Source organism: Enterococcus sp. LJL99 (genome assembly GCF_054871725.1).
On record NZ_JBTXLT010000001.1, the window covers coordinates 562,449 to 580,658 of the forward strand.

At 35.2% G+C, this 18,210-nt stretch carries 18 protein-coding genes; 1 reads left to right on the forward strand and 17 read right to left on the reverse strand.

The window, feature by feature from the left end; translation table 11 throughout:
• Positions 1-114: 114 nt before the first annotated feature.
• From ACYSNW_RS02765 to opp1B, 17 genes are all read right to left on the reverse strand, one after another.
• Complete coding sequence (locus ACYSNW_RS02765) at positions 115-783, reverse strand: lysostaphin resistance A-like protein (protein ID WP_461742902.1); 669 nt, start codon at positions 781-783, stop codon at positions 115-117.
• 106 nt (positions 784-889) lie between these two features.
• Positions 890-1,867 carry an HD domain-containing protein gene (locus ACYSNW_RS02770; protein WP_461742903.1) on the reverse strand — a complete coding sequence of 326 codons (978 nt, stop codon included), beginning with the start codon at positions 1,865-1,867 and terminating at the stop codon, positions 890-892.
• A 46-nt stretch (positions 1,868-1,913) separates the two neighbouring features.
• Positions 1,914-2,342 (reverse strand): hypothetical protein, encoded by a 429-nt coding sequence (locus ACYSNW_RS02775; RefSeq protein ID WP_461742904.1) that lies wholly within the window; start codon positions 2,340-2,342, stop codon positions 1,914-1,916.
• Positions 2,343-2,504: 162 nt separating this feature from the next.
• Positions 2,505-3,713, reverse strand: a complete 1,209-nt coding sequence (locus tag ACYSNW_RS02780; protein WP_461742905.1) for a dihydrolipoamide acetyltransferase family protein — start codon at positions 3,711-3,713, stop codon at positions 2,505-2,507.
• 17 nt (positions 3,714-3,730) lie between these two features.
• On the reverse strand, positions 3,731-4,753 hold the full coding sequence (locus ACYSNW_RS02785; RefSeq protein WP_461742907.1) for an alpha-ketoacid dehydrogenase subunit beta: 1,023 nt from the start codon (positions 4,751-4,753) through the stop codon (positions 3,731-3,733).
• A 32-nt stretch (positions 4,754-4,785) separates the two neighbouring features.
• Positions 4,786-5,751: a thiamine pyrophosphate-dependent dehydrogenase E1 component subunit alpha gene (locus tag ACYSNW_RS02790; RefSeq protein ID WP_461742909.1), complete on the reverse strand. Its 966-nt coding sequence runs from the start codon at positions 5,749-5,751 to the stop codon at positions 4,786-4,788.
• Between the two features lie 11 nt (positions 5,752-5,762).
• Positions 5,763-7,100 carry a dihydrolipoyl dehydrogenase gene (lpdA, locus tag ACYSNW_RS02795; protein ID WP_461742910.1) on the reverse strand — a complete coding sequence of 446 codons (1,338 nt, stop codon included), beginning with the start codon at positions 7,098-7,100 and terminating at the stop codon, positions 5,763-5,765.
• Between the two features lie 279 nt (positions 7,101-7,379).
• A complete protein-coding gene (locus tag ACYSNW_RS02800; RefSeq protein WP_461742912.1) occupies positions 7,380-9,152 on the reverse strand; it encodes a sigma-54-dependent Fis family transcriptional regulator in 1,773 nt (590 codons plus the stop codon).
• Positions 9,153-9,322: 170 nt separating this feature from the next.
• Positions 9,323-10,054, reverse strand: a complete 732-nt coding sequence (locus ACYSNW_RS02805; RefSeq protein ID WP_461742913.1) for an epoxyqueuosine reductase QueH — start codon at positions 10,052-10,054, stop codon at positions 9,323-9,325.
• A gap of 254 nt (positions 10,055-10,308) precedes the next feature.
• A complete protein-coding gene (gene rplT / locus ACYSNW_RS02810; protein WP_461742915.1) occupies positions 10,309-10,668 on the reverse strand; it encodes a 50S ribosomal protein L20 in 360 nt (119 codons plus the stop codon).
• Between the two features lie 112 nt (positions 10,669-10,780).
• Positions 10,781-10,981, reverse strand: coding sequence for a 50S ribosomal protein L35 (gene rpmI / locus ACYSNW_RS02815; RefSeq protein WP_461742916.1), 201 nt, complete (start codon positions 10,979-10,981; stop codon positions 10,781-10,783).
• 99 nt (positions 10,982-11,080) lie between these two features.
• Positions 11,081-11,602 carry a translation initiation factor IF-3 gene (infC, locus tag ACYSNW_RS02820; protein ID WP_461742917.1) on the reverse strand — a complete coding sequence of 174 codons (522 nt, stop codon included), beginning with the start codon at positions 11,600-11,602 and terminating at the stop codon, positions 11,081-11,083.
• 527 nt (positions 11,603-12,129) lie between these two features.
• The gene (locus ACYSNW_RS02825) at positions 12,130-13,251 is read right to left on the reverse strand and encodes an RNA-guided endonuclease TnpB family protein (protein ID WP_461742918.1); all 1,122 of its coding nucleotides are present in this window, start codon (positions 13,249-13,251) and stop codon (positions 12,130-12,132) included.
• A 496-nt stretch (positions 13,252-13,747) separates the two neighbouring features.
• Positions 13,748-14,701, reverse strand: coding sequence for an ABC transporter ATP-binding protein (locus ACYSNW_RS02830; RefSeq protein ID WP_461742919.1), 954 nt, complete (start codon positions 14,699-14,701; stop codon positions 13,748-13,750).
• Entirely contained in the window at positions 14,698-15,765 is a 1,068-nt protein-coding gene (gene opp1D, locus ACYSNW_RS02835; protein ID WP_461742920.1) for an oligopeptide ABC transporter ATP-binding protein Opp1D, read from the reverse strand. The genes ACYSNW_RS02830 and opp1D overlap by 4 nt, the downstream gene beginning before the upstream one ends.
• Positions 15,766-15,770: 5 nt before the next feature.
• On the reverse strand, positions 15,771-16,823 hold the full coding sequence (gene opp3C, locus ACYSNW_RS02840) for an oligopeptide ABC transporter permease (RefSeq protein WP_461742922.1): 1,053 nt from the start codon (positions 16,821-16,823) through the stop codon (positions 15,771-15,773).
• The gene (gene opp1B / locus ACYSNW_RS02845) at positions 16,823-17,764 is read right to left on the reverse strand and encodes an oligopeptide ABC transporter permease Opp1B (RefSeq protein ID WP_461742923.1); all 942 of its coding nucleotides are present in this window, start codon (positions 17,762-17,764) and stop codon (positions 16,823-16,825) included. Before opp1B ends, opp3C begins: the two co-directional genes overlap by 1 nt.
• Positions 17,765-17,849: 85 nt before the next feature.
• On the opposite strand from opp1B, the gene ACYSNW_RS02850 reads away from it, so the two are divergent.
• Positions 17,850-18,197, forward strand: coding sequence for a DUF3899 domain-containing protein (locus tag ACYSNW_RS02850; RefSeq protein ID WP_461742924.1), 348 nt, complete (start codon positions 17,850-17,852; stop codon positions 18,195-18,197).
• Positions 18,198-18,210: the final 13 nt, after the last annotated feature.

The window sequence follows — 18,210 nt, forward strand, 5'->3', positions numbered from 1 at the left end:
TAAATAAAACTGAAGTTCATGTAGCAAAGGTACGCTTCATGAACTTCAGTCTTTTTTATAGATCGAAATAAATTTTCTAGTTATGATTTATCTTTCTAACACTGTCTATTCTCCTTAAAACAGCCCCAGTGCTAAGGCAATCGCTCCAAGAATATTATTCAAAAAGTGGCTTCCGATACTTACTTCTAGACGTTGTGTTTTATAGTATACCATTGAAAAAATCAGTCCTACTAAAGCATAAATCAAGAAGCTAATCAAATCGGTTGGTCCATGAATCAAACCAAATGAAATCGTACTTAAGGCGATTGCTACAACGGGATATTTTTTTAGCCAAAAACCAATGATAGCTCCTCGAAAAACAATTTCTTCCATAATTGGCGCAGAAACAGCAATCAGTAGAATAATCAGTAGCGGATTTTCGCCAGAAAAAATAGTTTGAATTGTCGCATCATTCGCCGTTAATTCGGTTCCCTGATCCATCAATAATGACGTCCCAACAACCGCAATAATCCGAGCTAAAATAAAGCTGCCAAAAATAATACCACAATTCTTAAGTGTCAAAAAATCAAAAGATGGTTTGAAAAAGCCCAACTTTCTAGCTAAATAAACTAATAGCGCAATATTCGCTAGTGTCACAATAATTAAAAAAATGGTTGTTCCCACGGATAGTTTAGCGAACCCATTTGCGACTGAAGTCAACTTCATAACCGTAAATATAGTGATACTAATTTGACTTAATAAAAATAAACCTACTACAATAAAAAATTTTTTAATATAACTCATTAAATAAATTCCTCTCTCCTTAATCAACAATAGACCTAATGATTGATAAGTCACCGTTTCTTAACTATTGCGAAAATTCGAATAACTCAATTTTTTCAAATTTGGTCTAAATAACTTTTATATACTGCCCCTTTGTAATTGCCTGCTTCGTCTCGGCAATTTTTTCCTTAGCTTTTTCTGAGCTACGAGAAACTGGCTGAACGACTTCATCTCTATAAATCCCTGGATCAACAAAACGAATTTTATTTTTTCTTGAAAAATCATACTGCTCATTTTCTTGTACAACAACTAATCTCGGTAAATTGTTTATTTTTTTCAAAAAAAACTGACAATCTTGCTCACCAGATTTTAGAATTTTGTTTAGCAATTGCGTTTCAGTTAGAAGAAAATCGGTTTCAACGATTACTTTTTGCTGTAAAGCAACTTCTAAAACTTTTTTTAATTGCTCTGTGCCATAGATATTTTTAGGATCATAAAAAAAATCAACGACAATTCGATAATATTGATCCACAAACCATTCGGCTTGATCGGTAGATTGTACACATAACTCGCCACTTTTAAAAATTAATTCATCAAGGAAGTCATAAATTTCATTGAGAGGAACCTGATAATAGCGATGAACTTCTCTCAACGTATAATCGATTCGATCCGCACAAAGATGAGGAGCTTCTTTTTCCAATAATTGCCAATTAGTATCGCAATACAAAAGTTGCTCTATATTAAAACCATAGCGTAGCAGAATTTCTTCAATTTCATTTCCCTTAAGAAAGTTCTTTTTAATCTGTTCATGGTAATCTTCTTCTGATCGTTCAAACACATAATCAACAAGATGAGAGAATGCTGTATGTGAAATATCATGCAATAGACCAGCGATTTGCTCTTCTACAGAACCTCCCAATTTTTTTATTAATAACATCACCCCTAAAGAATGCTCATATCGCGTTTCATTCCACTTAGGATTAGCCAAATAAGCCGCACCTGCCATATGAATATCTTTTAAACGCTGAAAAGTTTTCGTTTGAATTAATTCTTTAAGAACGGGCGTAATTTCAAATTCTCCATAAAGTTCATCATAAATTACCAACTATTTTTACCAACTTTCTATTTGTTTTCATTTCTCCCTCTAACTCTCATTTTTCGATTCGTTCATACTCCATTGGTTTACTTAAGCCTACCATTTTTGAATTAGTCGTTCCTCGATTTAAGATAATATTTCCATCATCTTTTAAAGTAAAATAATAACCCAACTCTTCTTCCTTATTTTCAAATTGATAATGAGTACTATTCAATTCTTCTGTTTTGGAGACAAATTCAGTAGCAGCTTTTTCTTCATTGTCATATTGAATCAGTAAGCCTTTTTGATTTTTCTCGATAGTTACTTCGCTGCCAGGAGCTTCTTTATCGATACATGACCAAGTACCAACTAATTGTTCATAGTCTTGTACTGATAATTGTACATTCTCCGAAGCGTTCGTCGATTCGTTCGTTTTATCTTTATCACCACAACCAACCAAAACAAGACTAATTACTATACAAAAAATGGTAAAGTATTTTTTCATCTAGCTCACTTCCTTCTTTTTAATCTTATCAGCAGTCTAAAAAAAATACTACTGCAAATAAAAAAACTTTCGAAACAAAACTAAAAATCTGTTTTGTCTCGAAAGTTATAACAAAAATCACTCATAAAAAAATTTAGTTTGTATTTTTAGATTAAAATATATTTAAACAATTAAAAGATATGGGTTTTCCAAATAGTACGTGATTGTCTTCAAAAATTCTGCCGCTGGAGCTCCATCTATCACTTGATGATCGAAGGTTAAACTTAATGGTAATTCATAAATTTCTGCTATTTCTTTTTCTTCGTTAAAAATCAATTTCGCAGAACTACTGCCAACTCCTAAAATTCCAACTTCTGGCGTATTTAAAACTGGTGTAAAGTATTCGACCCCAAGATTCCCCAAATTGGTGATTGTAAAGGTTGACCCACTATAGGCTTCACCTTTCAGCGTTTCGTCGATTGCTCCTGTCGTTACTTCTACAAATTCTGTACCAATTTGTGTTAATGCCTTTTTATCAACATCCTTTATGACTGGAACGACTAATCCCTCATCCACAGCGACAGCTACACCCATATGAATAGCTTCATGGAAAATATAGTCTTTACCATTATAAGATGTATTCATTTCGGGATGCTCTTTAAGCGCTTTTGCCACTGCCTTAATAAGTAAGGTATTAATACTTATGGTACTTCGGCCGATGGTTGTACCCGCTTTTTGTTTCAATTCTTCTCTAAAAGTTAGCAATGCTGAAATATTAGCTTTTTTATGCAACGTTACTTGTGCGGTTTGTCTTAAACTATTATGCATTCTTTGGGCAATCACTTTACGCATTCCAGTAAGTCCCGCACCAACCACTTCAACTTTTTCTTCGGTTCGAGTACTGGGAACGTATCGTTCTACATCTCTTCGTGTGATTCGACCATTTCCACCAGTTCCTACAATCTCTGCTAATGAATATTTTTTTTCTGCAGCAATTTTCTTAGCTAATGGTGTCGCAAAAATACGCTGACCTCTCTCTTGTCTAGCAATCCCTTCTTCTGTTTCTTCAGTCAACATATTTTCTTTACTTACTTCTGATTCTTCAGGTTCTGCTGCTTTAGTTTCAACAGACGGTTGAGCTGAAATAGATTCCCCTTCTTCACCTACATAACCGATAATTTCTTGACAAGGAACTTCTCCGCCTTCATCAACAACAATGTCTAAAAGTACCCCATCGATTGGCGCTTCTACATCATGTGTCAATTTTTCTGAGCTAATAGAAACCACAGCTTCCCCTTTTTTTACACTATCACCAATTTTTTTATACCACTGATCGACTGTTCCTTCAGTCATAGTTAAACCTAGAGTGGGCATTACTAATGTTTCTGCCATTTGTCGTCACCTACCTTCTATTTTAAGTCTTTAATTAATTCTTCCGCCTGTGTTAATACTTTTTCCTTATTTGGTAAATACAATGCCTCTAAATTACTTGCAAATGGAACAGGCGTATTTGGTGCACAAATACATTTGATTGGGCCATCTAAATAATCAAAAGCTTTATCACCGATGACTGAGGCAATATCGGTTGCAGTATTATTATGAGGATTGGCTTCGTCAATCACGATTAAACGACCTGTTTTTTTAACAGAATCAATAATTGTTGCTTGATCCCAAGGTGCAACTGTGATTAAATCAATCACTTCAACTGAAATACCCGATTTTTCTAATTCTTCGGCAACTTGCAATGCTACATAAAGCATCTTTCCTATCGTCACAATTGTTAAATCATTTCCTTCGCGTTTCACCTTGGCTTTGCCGATTTCAACTTTATAATATTCCTCCGGCACCTCTCCTTTGATACCGTACAAAGTTTTATCTTCTGAAAAAATCACAATATTATCATCTTCAATCGCGGAAATCAATAATCCTTTCGCATCATAGGGATTGGATGGCACCACTACTTTTAACCCTGGAATTGACCCGAACATTCCATAATAAGAACCTGAATGTTGCGCTGCCGCTGAAGCTCCAGCTCCATGACACGTTCGAACCGTCATCGGAATCATTGCTTTTCCACCAAACATATAACGCATTTTTGATCCTTGTGCTAATAATGTATCAAAACAAAAGCCTAGAAAATCATTGAACATCAACTCTGGTACAGGTCGTAACCCAGTTGCTGCTGCACCAACTGAAGCTCCCATATAGCCCATCTCAGAGATAGGTGTATCAATCACCCGTTCATACCCATATTTCTCTACCAAGCCTTTAGTTACGCCAAATACTCCGCCCCATGCACCTGCTCCTTCTAAATGCTCAATATTTGTCCCACCAGCGATATCTTCTCCTAATAGAATGACCCGCTCGTCTTTCTCCATCGCCATATCTAGTCCTTCATTGATTGCTTGCATAAATGTTATTCTTCTAGTCATTATTGTCACTCCTTGTCTTTTCTTTAAGATGATTAAACTGAAACGTCTTCATACAATGCTTCAGATCGTGGTACCGCACTCTCTCTGGCAAACAGAACAGCATTTTCAATATCTTTAGTTGATTCAGCTTCGATCTCATCTGCTTTTTCAGCAGATAACCATTTGTTTTTAATAGCTACTTCTCTAAATTTCATAATATTATCGATATCTGCAAAGTCTTTTTCTTCGCCCGTTTTTGCTTTATATTTTTGCTCGTCTCCTTCGAAATGACCATAATTACGGTACGTTACGCATTCTAAAATGGTAGGACCTTCACCGTTTCGCGCTCGATCAATCGCCTCTCCCGCTGCTTCATAAACAGCCACTAAATCCTTACCATCTACTCGAACACCCGGAATGCCATACGCAGCACTTCTTTCTGCTATTGTTTTGGAACCAGAAGCGTATTTAACAGACGTTGACTCCGCAAATGAATTGTTTTCACAGACAAATACCACCGGTAATTTCCAAATTGCTGCCATATTTATTCCCTCATGGAAAGTTCCTTCATTGGCAGCCCCATCTCCAAAGAAACAGATAGCGACATCTTTTGTCTTTAAATACTTATTTCGTAAACCAGCACCCACCGCGATAGGAAACCCACCACCTACCATTCCGTTAGCGCCTAACATTCCTTTATCAATATCCGCAATATGCATGGAGCCGCCTTTTCCTTTGCATAACCCTGTTTCTTTCCCAAAGATTTCAGCCATCATACCATCTAAATCACAGCCTTTAGCAATACAATGCCCATGTCCTCGATGGGTACTGGTAATATAATCTTTCTCTGTTAAATGGGCGCAGACACCCGTTGCAATCGATTCTTCTCCAGCATATAAATGAACAAATCCTGGAATTTCCCCTGTCGTAAATATTTGATGAACCGTATCTTCAAAATTTCTGATGTCATTCATTGTTTTGTAAATCCATTCCGCTTGTTGTTTTGTCATTTTTTCCATTTCTATTCCTCCTAAAAAATCATTTCATTTGCCAACTCACCGATCATTTCCGATAAAGTTGGATGAGCAAATATCATTTTTTCAAGTTCATCTAGACGTCCTTCAGCTTCTTTAGTTGCCAGTAAGATATGAATTATTTCTGTCGCATTGGTACCAACCACCACACCTCCTAAAATTTCATGGTATTGCTTATCCGCTATCAATTTAATAAAACCAGTTGTTTCATTTCCAGCAATAGCCCGACCATTAGCCGAATAAGAAATTTTTGAAACAATTACATCATATTCCTGTTCTTTTGCTTCTACTTCACTTAAACCAAAACTAGCAATTTCTGGATGAGTGTATACACATCTTGGAACATGATGTTTTCTTACTGGCTGTTCTTTTTTGCCAAACATATGCCTAACTGCCTTGATGCCTTCTTTACTCGCCACATGTGCTAACATATAACTATCAACAATATCTCCAATTGCATAAATATTTTTGATAGACGTTTGATAATGACGGTTCACATCAATAAATTTATTGTTCTTGGTTAAATCTAAGTTCAATTGTTCTGCTAATGAAAGATTGGCTTTTCGTCCCGTTGAAATCAATAATTGCTCAAAAGAAATCACTTGGTCCGCTAAAATAACCTCATTTTCTCTAATTTGATTGATTTTACTTGCTTCAAAAACCTCAATCCCAAGTTCCGCCAATTTTTTACGAATAATTCCTACTGCTTCAATATCTTCTGTCATCAAAATACTCGATGCTACTTCAATCACAGTCACCTTTGTTCCAAGAGGGGCCATTGCAAAAGCCAATTCAATTCCAATCACACCGCCACCAATAATTACTAACCGTTCTGGTAATTCTCTTAATTCGAAAAAAGTATCCGTCGTTAAGTAGTCGATTGTATCGATTCCTGTAATTGGAGGAACAAAAGGACGACTACCCGTAGCAAGTAAAATAAACTCACTTTCTAATTGCTTATCATTTACCAAAACTTCATGATTCGATTGAATTTTCGCCTCCCCTTCAAAATAATCAACGCTATTTTTCTTAAGTAGATAATGAATACCACTCTGTAATTGAGATACCACCCCATCTTTTCTTTCAACTAATTTCGGAAAATTAATTTCTAACAATTCATTTTTGATTCCAAATTGATTGGCTGCTTTTAATTCTTCTACCCAATTCGCATTTTTTAAATACGCTTTTGAAGGAATACACCCCACATTTAAACAAGTTCCGCCAATTTTATTTTTTTCTATAATGGCAACTTTTTGCCCTAATTTTGCTGCTTCGATTGCTGCTGTATAGCCGCCAGGTCCTGCGCCAATGACAATCAAATCATATTTCTTCATACAATTGCCCTCCTACTTTTATCTTTCAATTTATTATAAGCAACTAGCATGCCAAAAATGAAAGCGCTTTAAAATGCGTTTTTGATTTTCTATCCTGTTTCATTGAAACAAAAGTGTCTCATTTTCGTTGCAACAAAAACAAGATTCACGGACTGATTTGATTAAAAAAACCGACTTCTTTTCAAAATGGTATGCATTTTGAAAAGAAGTCGGTTTTTTTAATAGTATTAAGATCTACCTGAAAACAATAGTCGTAGCTACTTTCTGGATTTATTTTGATTATTTAGGGATTTCAATCTGATATTTTGCTATTTTTCTATATAGTGTACTTCTTGCCATGTTTAATTGATCTGAGGTCTGCGTCAGATGATAATTGGTTGCTTTTAAAGCTGTTATAATTTTTTTTCGTTCATCCGTCATATGATTCTCAATCGATTTTATTTTTAGCGCTCCCACGGAAATCAGCTCAATCAGCTCTTGTTTCTTCGGTTCTTTGAATGGAAAATAAAGGTATAATCGCTCTAAAAAGTTTTGAAACTCACGAATATTTCCATGCCATTCAAACTCTTTTGCCGCATCAATAATCTTCTTTTTCCAAAGTGGCGTCCATTTTTTTACTTCACAAAATGTATCCACCAATACTTCAAAATCCTCTTGTCGTTGTCTAAGCGGAGGCAATAACAATGGAATAACATATACGCGATAAAATAGATCTTCTCTAAAATCATTCTTTTTTACTAATTCTTTCAAGTCCTTATTGCTGGCAGTTACTAGTCTAAAATCCACTTCCAATTCTTCATCACTACCTAAACGACTGAATTTTTTCTCCTCTAACACTCTAAGTAGCGCAACTTGCATTCGTTTGGACATACTATCAATTTCATCTAAAAAGAGCGTCCCTTTATCTGCCTGTTCTATTTTTCCTCTATAGCCAGCTAGATTAGCCCCTGTAAAAGCACCCGCTACGTAACCAAATAATTCACTTTCTAATAGGGATTCACTTAGGGCCCCACAGTTCACAGAAATCAGTTTTCCTGAATTTCTAACGCTATTGTAATGAATCGTTTTAGCTGAAATTTCTTTCCCACTACCTGTTTCACCATAAATATGAATGGGTAATTCCGACTTTGCTGCCTTAGATAACTGGTCAAGATATAGCTGATAGGTTTTATTTTTAGATGGAATACCAAAGCTAACAAAAGTAGTCTGAGGTTTTTCTATTTTTAGACGATAGCAAAAACCAATCAATCGATTTTCCCGATAAATTTTTTCTTTTTCGTACGCCATTCTTTTATCGTTGATAATATCAGCGATCTGTTTTCCTTCCCATTCCTTATATCTTGCCTCTAGGTCTTCCGATACAGAAAAAATATTGCCATTCAATTGAACTAAAAAAGCTTGTTCAAATGGTGAAGTTAAAACATCAAGAAATTGCTTTTTTTGATAGTCTACTACTTTTTGCTGTACATTTTTAGCAATCATTTTTAATGCAAATAAGGTGTAGTTCGTTTCATTCAATTGCTCCATCGTTGACACGTTTAGACAAGCAACGACTTGATTCTCTCCATCAAAAATAGGGGTAGAAGTACAGGTAAATGGGTGAGAAGCTTCCGAAAAATGTTGAAATCGTTCAACTGAAACGCTTTCAGATGTTCTAAGGGCAATGCCAATCGCATTAGTTCCGACTGCTTTTTCTGTCCAAATACTTCCTTCTAAAAAGCGAATATCATTCGCTCTATTTCTTGTTTCATGATGCCCTTCTCGCCAAAGAACGACTCCCTCACTATCTGTTAAAATAAACAAAGGTTTTTTTACATTGAAAAATTCATTTAAGCGCTTAATTTCTTCCTTAACAAATTGAATAATATGAAGCATTTTCTTCTTTTGATACACTAATTTTTGCTTAGAAAGCTGTTCAATACCTCTTTTAGAAAAAGGATCAACCATATTTTCCGAGCAATAATTCCAAGATTCAATAATATATTCCGGCAATAAGTTTTGATTCACTTTTTTTGATTGAACATATGTCTGCCACAACGTTTTTGTACTCAACAGGTTCACACGCCCTTCCGATATATTAATCAGTCCTAGTATATCACTTTTTCACAAACTTTAGTATAGATTACTTTCTCAACTCACACTTTCTTTTGAAATCAACATATCAACTATTAACTACCAAATATAAAAAGAAAAAGTATGTGAAAAACCGATAAAAAGATTGCTCATTTTGATCTGTCTTTTTGGTCGTTTAAAAAATGTTTGGCTTCTTTGTTTACTTTTTTCAAATCTATTCCTTGTTGCTTAGCGGCAAAAACACATCCACAATAACATTGACGATAAATATCATATTCTTTACATAATTGAATCGATCGTTGGTACCCACTATTTTTTTTGAAATCACTTGGCAAATACTTAACATCATATATTTTTTGAATGTCTATACCAATCGTATTGATTAATTGTGCATCTTTTTTAGGAGAAATTGTCAGTGCACTACCAAAATAATCATACCCTTCTTGAACTGCTCGCTCAGCTACTAAATCTAAACGCATTTGAAAACATGATGTACATCTTTTCCCGCCTTCAGGTTCATGGCTCATTTCAGTTTCTTTTACTAGTGAAATGAATTCATTAGGTTTATACGTATCTTCAATAAACCCAACAGAACAATTATTTCTCTGATTGAATTCATCAATAAATGTTTTCTGAACCACTGCACGTCTGCGATATTCACTTTCCGGATGAATATTAGAGTTAGCAAAAAAAATCGTGACCTTAGCAAATTGAATCAAAAATTCCAATGTATAGGTGCTACAAGGTGCACAACAACTATGAATTAGAAGCGATGGCTCTCGTTCTTCTTCCTGCCAAGTTTCAATAATCTTTCTTAAAATTTTATCATAATTGATTTTTTGATCGTTCTTATTTTCTAAAAGGGTCGTTAGATCAATCATCTTTTCACCTCAAACGAATTATAGTATCTTAAAAGAAAGTAGAACCAAAAAAACGATACCTCACGAGTATTTAAAAACATGAACATCTCATTGAATTGGAATAATTTTTGTTTGATGCTTTAAAATTTTTCGAGATTTATCGCTTATTTCCGTTACAGTTCCTTCTATTCCGTCGATTAAGTACTTAAAAAGGATGAACTAAAAATGACTGACACTTTTAGTTCATCCCTTAATTATTGTTTAATCAATACTGATTATTTAGCTAAAGCACCTTTAGCTTGGTCAGCTAATGTTGTGAATGCTGCTGCATCGTTTACAGCCAAATCAGCTAACATTTTGCGGTTGATATCGATTTCTGCCAATTTCAAACCGTGCATTAATTTAGAATAGCTCAAGCCATTCATACGAGCTGCCGCATTAATACGTGCAATCCATAATTTACGGAAATCACGTTTCTTTTGACGACGATCTCTGTATGCATAACTATATGATTTCATTACTTGTTCTTGTGCTGTTTTAAATAATGTATGTTTTGATCCATAATAGCCTTTCGCTAACTTAAGAATCTTTTTACGACGTTTACGGGCTACTACTCCACCTTTAACACGTGCCATGGTTAATTCCTCCTAAAATATCTTTCATTTCTAATTATTCGATTCATTATTTGCCTACTTCAAAGAATTTTTTCGGCTTGTAAAACTAATCTAGTCTGTCAACTAGCTGTTTTTATTTCATTCCAGCTAATTGTTGACGAATACGTTTGTAATCGCCTTTTGATACCATGCTTGCTTTACGCAATTGGCGACGTTGTTTTTTAGTTTTACCGTGGAAACGGTGACTTGTAAACGCACGGAATCTTTTCAAACCGCCTTTACCAGTACGTTTGAAACGTTTTGCTGATCCGCGGTGTGTTTTTTGTTTTGGCATGACTAATTTCCTCCTCAAAATCTTTCATTAAACGGAACAAGTTGATTAACTTGCTCTAATTGAACTGCATAAACGCATGCATGTATTCAAGTTTTTTAGTTACTTGTCATTTTTTGGTGCCAGCGTTAGAAACATGCTGCGTCCATCCATTTTCGCTTTTTGTTCGACTGTCGCAATATCTGCCGTCTCTTCAGCTAAACGATCTAGAACTTTCTGACCAATCTCTTTATGGGTAATGGCACGGCCTTTGAAACGGATCGAAGCTTTCACTTTGTCCCCTTTTTCTAAGAATTTACGTGCATTACGAAGTTTGGTATTAAAGTCATTGATGTCGATTGTTGGACTTAAACGAACTTCTTTTACGTTGATCACTTTTTGTTTTTTGCGAGCTTCACGCTCTTTCTTTTGCGTCTCGAAACGGAATTTTCCATAATCCATAATCCGCGCAACAGGTGGTTTCGCTGTAGGAGCTACAAGTACCAAATCTAAGTTTGCATCATCAGCAATCTGTAATGCTTCAAATTTTGTTTTAACACCTAATTGTTCGCCATCTTTACCGATCAAACGTAACTCACGCGCACGAATGCCGTCGTTCACCATCATATCCTTTGCTATGGTCATTCACCTCCAAGTTTTTTAAAGAAATATCCAGCAGCCTACTCTGCGTAATTTAAACACAAAAAAAAGCTCTGTAGACAGAACCCGCAACTTACGCACTTATACCTAATGATATAAGAGAGTACTTTATCTAGCCCAGTGACAAAATCAGCTAAGGCGAGAAGCGGGGGCTTCTGCTTTTATTTCCCAACTTCAAAATTGTACTACACTATCCTATGTTTGTCAAACAATTTTTATAAGAATAGTATTCTCAAAAAATAATTGGAACAAGTAAAGTGAGACAAACAGTCACGGTGCTGCTTGTTCACTTTCTTGTTCCAATCTTAACTGCTTTTTTTCTAATCAATCTATCGCAAGAGGATAAAACCACTCATCGTGTTATTCTATCCTACTTAAAATCAATTAAAATAATAATTAGTGGACTATCTCTAAAAGAGATTTCCTAGAAACAGATAAATAATCGATTTAGATTTTAAAGTTATCTTATATCCCCTAGGCTAACCCTGTAATCCCTACAGTTTATTTTCATACTACGTAATTGCTTCTTGTATCCCTTTTGCAAGAATTTCGATACTCGCAGCAATTTCAGCATCTTGTTTCCCTCTAGATTCATCAACATCTTTGATAAACATTTTACTTTGAGAACGATTGACAGAAGATTCAGAATATTCATCGCAAACAGAAACTCTAACTACTTGTTTATTATGCCAAGTAGCTTTATACTCCAATTTTGAAACAAATAGTGCCCACGAAACATCTGAAAACCCATTATTCAGCTTAATATTACGACAAAAATCATCTTTATGAATATCTTCAACACAAATCAAATCATACTTCTGAACAATCTCAGTCGTAATTTTATTTAAAAAATCATTGCGTTGATTCATTAATTTTTCTCGCATTTTTGCAACCTTAATTTTTTGTTTTTGATAATTTTTTTGTTGCGTTAATTCCATCCCTTTTTGACGTCCCATTTCCTTTCGACGCTTCAATTTTCGTTCTTCTCGAGCTATTTTTACTGCAAATTCCTTAGTAAACTTATCATTATCGATTCGGTTTCCATTTGATAAAACAGCAAATTCATTGGTTCCTAATGTGATTCCAATGGCAGAGTTCGTTTTTTCAGCAATTAAAACTGTTTCTTCACACAAGATAGATACAAAGTACTTATTGCTTGATGTCAACGAAATCGTGACTGATTTTATCTTTCCCGTAATGGGTCGATGCATTCTTAACTTAATCAACGTTTTTAATTTAGGTACTTTAATATATTTATCTTTGATAATCTTGACCGTTCCTCTTTGATTATTCGTTGTATAAGACCGAACAGCATCTTTTTTTTGCTTTGTTTTCGGAAAACCGACTGATTTTTCTTTATGGAATTTTTTAAACGCTCGATCCAAATGAACTTGAGCATTTGATAAAGCAAGACTATCCACTTCTCTCAAACATGGATGAATTTCTTTATACTTTGCCGGAGTCGGTAATTTGAACGTCATTTCAGGATTCTCTTTTAATTCCTTATATAGCTGAACTCGATCTTGAAGCAAAAGATTATACACGAGTCGAACACAAGAAAAGGTCTTCTTTATAAATACCTCTTGCGCTTTTGTAGGATAGAGTCGAAACTTGTACGCTTTTAACACCTTCAATTATACCACCTACCCTATTATTCTAAAAGAGCAATAAAATAAATGAACGAATTCATTCTCAAAATATCGACTTTCTGTCCATCCCGCTAAAAATCCAAGTGCTTATTTTTTTAGAATGAATTGTTCAGAAAAAAGTTGATGATTCTCAATGGAGATTCTAAAAATAAATAGGCGAAAGCAAAAACTCCACTAGCGATTTCATATTGCTATTCTTATGCAGTTAAAACCTACAGACTATCGCCTAACTTTTTTCTCATCGACGTTATCCTTATCAGTAATTTTAAAATTTCAACAAAATTAGAAAGAAAAGCCGAAGATTTAAGCTATTTTACAAATTGATGGTACACCTAAGGTCACATTCAATCTATTCATAACATCAAACCATTATCGACTTTAATTCAAACATTTATTTTTAAGAACATCTTATTTTCAACTGAGTCTCTTTTAAAATAATAATATACACAACAACTTTTTCATTTTTCAACAACTATTTTACTTACTTTACTTGCGCTTTTTTTTCTTCAATTTTTTTCCGATACATTGCTACTTCATCCTCAGAACAGTAAACGAAATGTTCTGCTGTGATTTCCCGTAATTTTCGTTCTTTCCCATCTTCTGGTATTGGTTTATAAACAATACGTTTACGTGTACGTTCATAATCAGGATCAGGTAATGGAATCGCAGATAATAAACTTTCTGTGTATGGATGAACCCCAAAATTATACACATCATCACTGGAGCCCATTTCTAATAATCTACCGCTATTCATTACACCAATTCGATCACTGATATGTTTTACCATTGATAAATCATGCGCGATAAATAAATAGGTCAAGCCAGAATTTTTTTGTAAATCTTGCAACAAGTTAACGACTTGTGCTTGAATTGAAACATCTAGTGCCGAAATCGGTTCATCACAAATAATAAAACGAGGATCCACCGCTAATGCACGGGCAATCCCAATCCGTTGACGTTGACCACCTGAAAACTCATGCGGGTAACGTGTTCCATGGCTAGGATCAAGTCCAACCGTTTTCAACAAATCATTAACTTTAGCTTCACGTTCAGCACTATCTTTAGCTAAGTGGTTGATGTCAATTCCTTCAGCGATGATATCATTAACTTTCATACGCGGATTCAACGAAGCATATGGATCTTGGAAAATCATTTGTACTTCGCGGCGGAAGGCTTGCATATCTTTTTTAGAACGAATTTTACTGATATCTTCCCCATCAAATAAAATCTCTCCTGCTGTCGGATCATACAAACGGATAACACTACGTCCAGTAGTTGATTTTCCGCTTCCTGATTCCCCAACTAAACCAAATGTTTCCCCTTCATAAATATGAAAACTAATATCGTCAACTGCTTTTACTTCATCAGGACGGTTTACATTAAAATATTGCTTTAATCCTTTTACATCTAAAAGAACTTTTCTATTGTCGGTCATTTAGCAGCACCTCCTGTTACTTCTTTATTGTGACGTTCTGCGTAAATAGCCCAACGTCTTGCAATTTCAGCTGGAGGTGTTACTTTTGGTGCTTGTGGAGCTAACAACCAAGTTGCAGCCGTATGCGTTGGAGAAACTTGGAAATAAGGTGGCTCTTGCTCTGCATCGATTTTCAATGCAAACTCATTACGTGGATAAAAGGCATCCCCTTTTGGTGGATCTAATAAATCCGGTGGTGAACCGGGGATTGCATACAATTTATCTTCTGTGCCCTCCATTGAAGGCATTGAACCTAATAACCCCCATGTATAAGGATGTTGCGGATTGTAGAAAATTTCTTCTGAAGTTCCTACTTCTACTAAACGTCCGCCGTACATTACAGCTACTCGATCAGCTACATTTGCTACTACACCCAAATCATGAGTGATAAAAATAATCGATGTGCTTATTTTTTGTTGTAAATCTTTTAATAACTCTAAAATTTGTGCTTGGATCGTTACATCCAATGCAGTCGTTGGCTCATCCGCAATCAAGATTTCCGGATAACAAATCAAAGCAATCGCAATAACGATTCGTTGACGTTGACCACCAGAGAATTGATGAGGATAATTTTTCAATCGTTTTTCAGCATTTGGGATACCCACAAGTTTCAGTAATTCTAACGCTTGTGCCAATCCTTCGCTTTTAGAAACTTTATTATGTTTGATCAATGACTCAGCCACTTGTTTACCGATTGGCATTGTTGGATCTAGTGAAGTCATTGGATCTTGGAAAATCATCGCAATTTCTTTTCCACGAATAGTTTGCATTTGTTTTTCTGATTTATTAACAATATCTGAACCTTTAAATAAAATTTCACCATTATCGATATTCGCATTACTGCTCAATAAACGCATGATACTTCTAGTCGTTACGGATTTACCACTACCAGATTCTCCAACGATTGCTAACGTTTCACCTTTATATAAATCAAAGCTCACACCGCGAATCGCATTGACTTTTCCAGCGAATGTATCAAAAGAAATTCTCAGGTCTTTTACTTCTAGTACTTTTTCCATAGTCATTCACTCTACTCTTTCATCTTAGGATCGAAGGCGTCGCGCAGTCCATCAGCTAATAAATTGAAACAAATCATGATCACTGATAGGGTCACTGCAGGAATCCACATCAAATATGGAAGGAATCGGAATGTTTTATATCCTTCATTCAATAAAGTTCCTAACGAAGCGGTCGGTGGACGTAGTCCTAACCCAATAAAGCTTAGGAACGCTTCAAAGAAAATAGCTGATGGGATACTAAACATCATTTGAACGATGATCACACTGGAAATATTCGGTAAAATATGTTTCACCGCGATTTTAAGACGTGATTCACCTAATGTTTGCGCAGCTAAAACAAATTCTTGATCTTTTAGCTTCATCGTCTGGGCTCGAACAATTCGAGCCATTGAAATCCAGTTGGTAATCACCATCGCTAAAACAATAGAAAGAATCCCTGGATCAAAAACAGTAAGCATCAAAATCATAACAACTAAGTTAGGAATTCCTGAAAGAACTTCTAAAATACGTTGCATAACGGTATCTACTCGACCACCTAATAAACCTGAGATCAGTCCATAGGTAACCCCAATCGTAATATCTAACAATGCCGCAATAAAAGCGATCAATAAAGAGATTCTAGTTCCCATAAACAAACGGCTAAGAACATCACGACCTAATCCATCAGTTCCTAGATAAAAGTTTAAATCATCTGGAACTTTCGCTTGTGCATATTTATCGACAACTTTTCCAGCAACCGTTGTTTTACCATTTAAGCCATTCACACCATCTAAAAATGGAATACGTGGCGGTAAATTGATATAAGAAACATTTTGTTGCGTTGGATTATGTGGAGATATCCAAATAGTGATGATTGAAATAAAAACAATTATCCCTAAAAAGACTAATGAAATTACTGCAGCGCGATTTTTTTTCAATCGACGCCAAGAATCTTGTAAGAAACTTAGTGAAGGAGTTGCGATACGCTCTCTTTCTTTTGTTGTCGAAGTATCCAAAGGTTGGAATTCACTGGTTGGGATTTCTTTGATTTTCTCAGGTACATCTTTTAAATTAACAGTATCCATTACCCTTTGCCACCTCCTGAAACACGAATTCTTGGATCAATCAATCCATAAAGTAAGTCAACAATCAAAATTACAACAACTAACATAGCAGAATATAAAATAGTAACCGCCATAATTGTTGGATAATCATTCGTCATAATTGATTTTACAAATTGTTCCCCAATACCAGGGATTGCAAAAATATTTTCAACAACTAACGAACCAGTCATCAGTCCAACAGCTAGTGGCCCTAACAGAGTAATCAATGGAATCAAACTATTTCTTAAACCATGTCTAAACGCTACTTGCCAACGGCTTAACCCTTTAGCCTTGGCTAATTCTACATAATCACTATGTAATACTTCTACCATCTCGGTTCGAATAAACCTGGCGGAATCGGCCATTGGACTCATTGCTAACGCAATGGTTGGTAAAATCGTATAGGCAAAACCGTTCCACATAGCAATTGGTAATACTTTCAATTTCATTGCAAAAATGTATTGTAGTAATACTGCAAAGACAAAGTTTGGTATAGAACGACCCAAAATTGCCATTAATGTAGCAGTTGTATCTACCCATGTATTTTGTCTCATCGCTGCAATGATTCCTAGTAAAATCCCTACTAAGGTACCTAAGATAATAGCTTGTCCCCCTAGTTGTAAGGATGGACCAATACGACCAGCTAAAAGTTTTGCTACTGGTTGGTTTTTAAATTGGAACGAGATACCAAAATCACCAACTACTAGATTTTTCAAGTAAATTCCATATTGAACAATAACTGGTTTATCTAAGCCAGATTGTTTATTCAACATAGCAATGGTTTCGGGACTAAGTTTTTCTTGGTTTGTATAGGGAGTACCTGGCAATAATTGCATTAAGAAAAACGTAATCGTAGCGATCAACCATAGTGTGATCACCATAAAGAAGACCCGTTTAAGAAAATATTTTCCAAAACTGTTCAAGAATGACACCTCCGCGATTATTTTGACTTCATCAGTTTTTTTAGATAAAGTAAGAATAGAAATTCATTTAGATAAGGATGAGCACATGAAAAATATGAAATGGCCCTTAATTACCTCTGTAGTCTCAAGCATTGGTATTTTCACTTACCTACTATTGAAACACTCACTAACTATCCGCGCTTTATCAGATACTTATTTTATTGTTTCACTTTTCTTTCTGATTATTGGGATTGCACTTTGGATTATGTCTTCGGGTTTTTTCGACACTTTCCAGCGTTCTATGAAAATGCATTTTCGTCTCAAGAAAAAAAAGGGACAAGAAGAATATATCCCATTTTCAGTAATTGGTAAAGAACATCGATTTTTTTGGTTACTGACAGGGAGTATTTTACTGACTTTAGCCGTTATTTCTTTACTATTTTACTTTTTATGAGTGAAGATAGCAA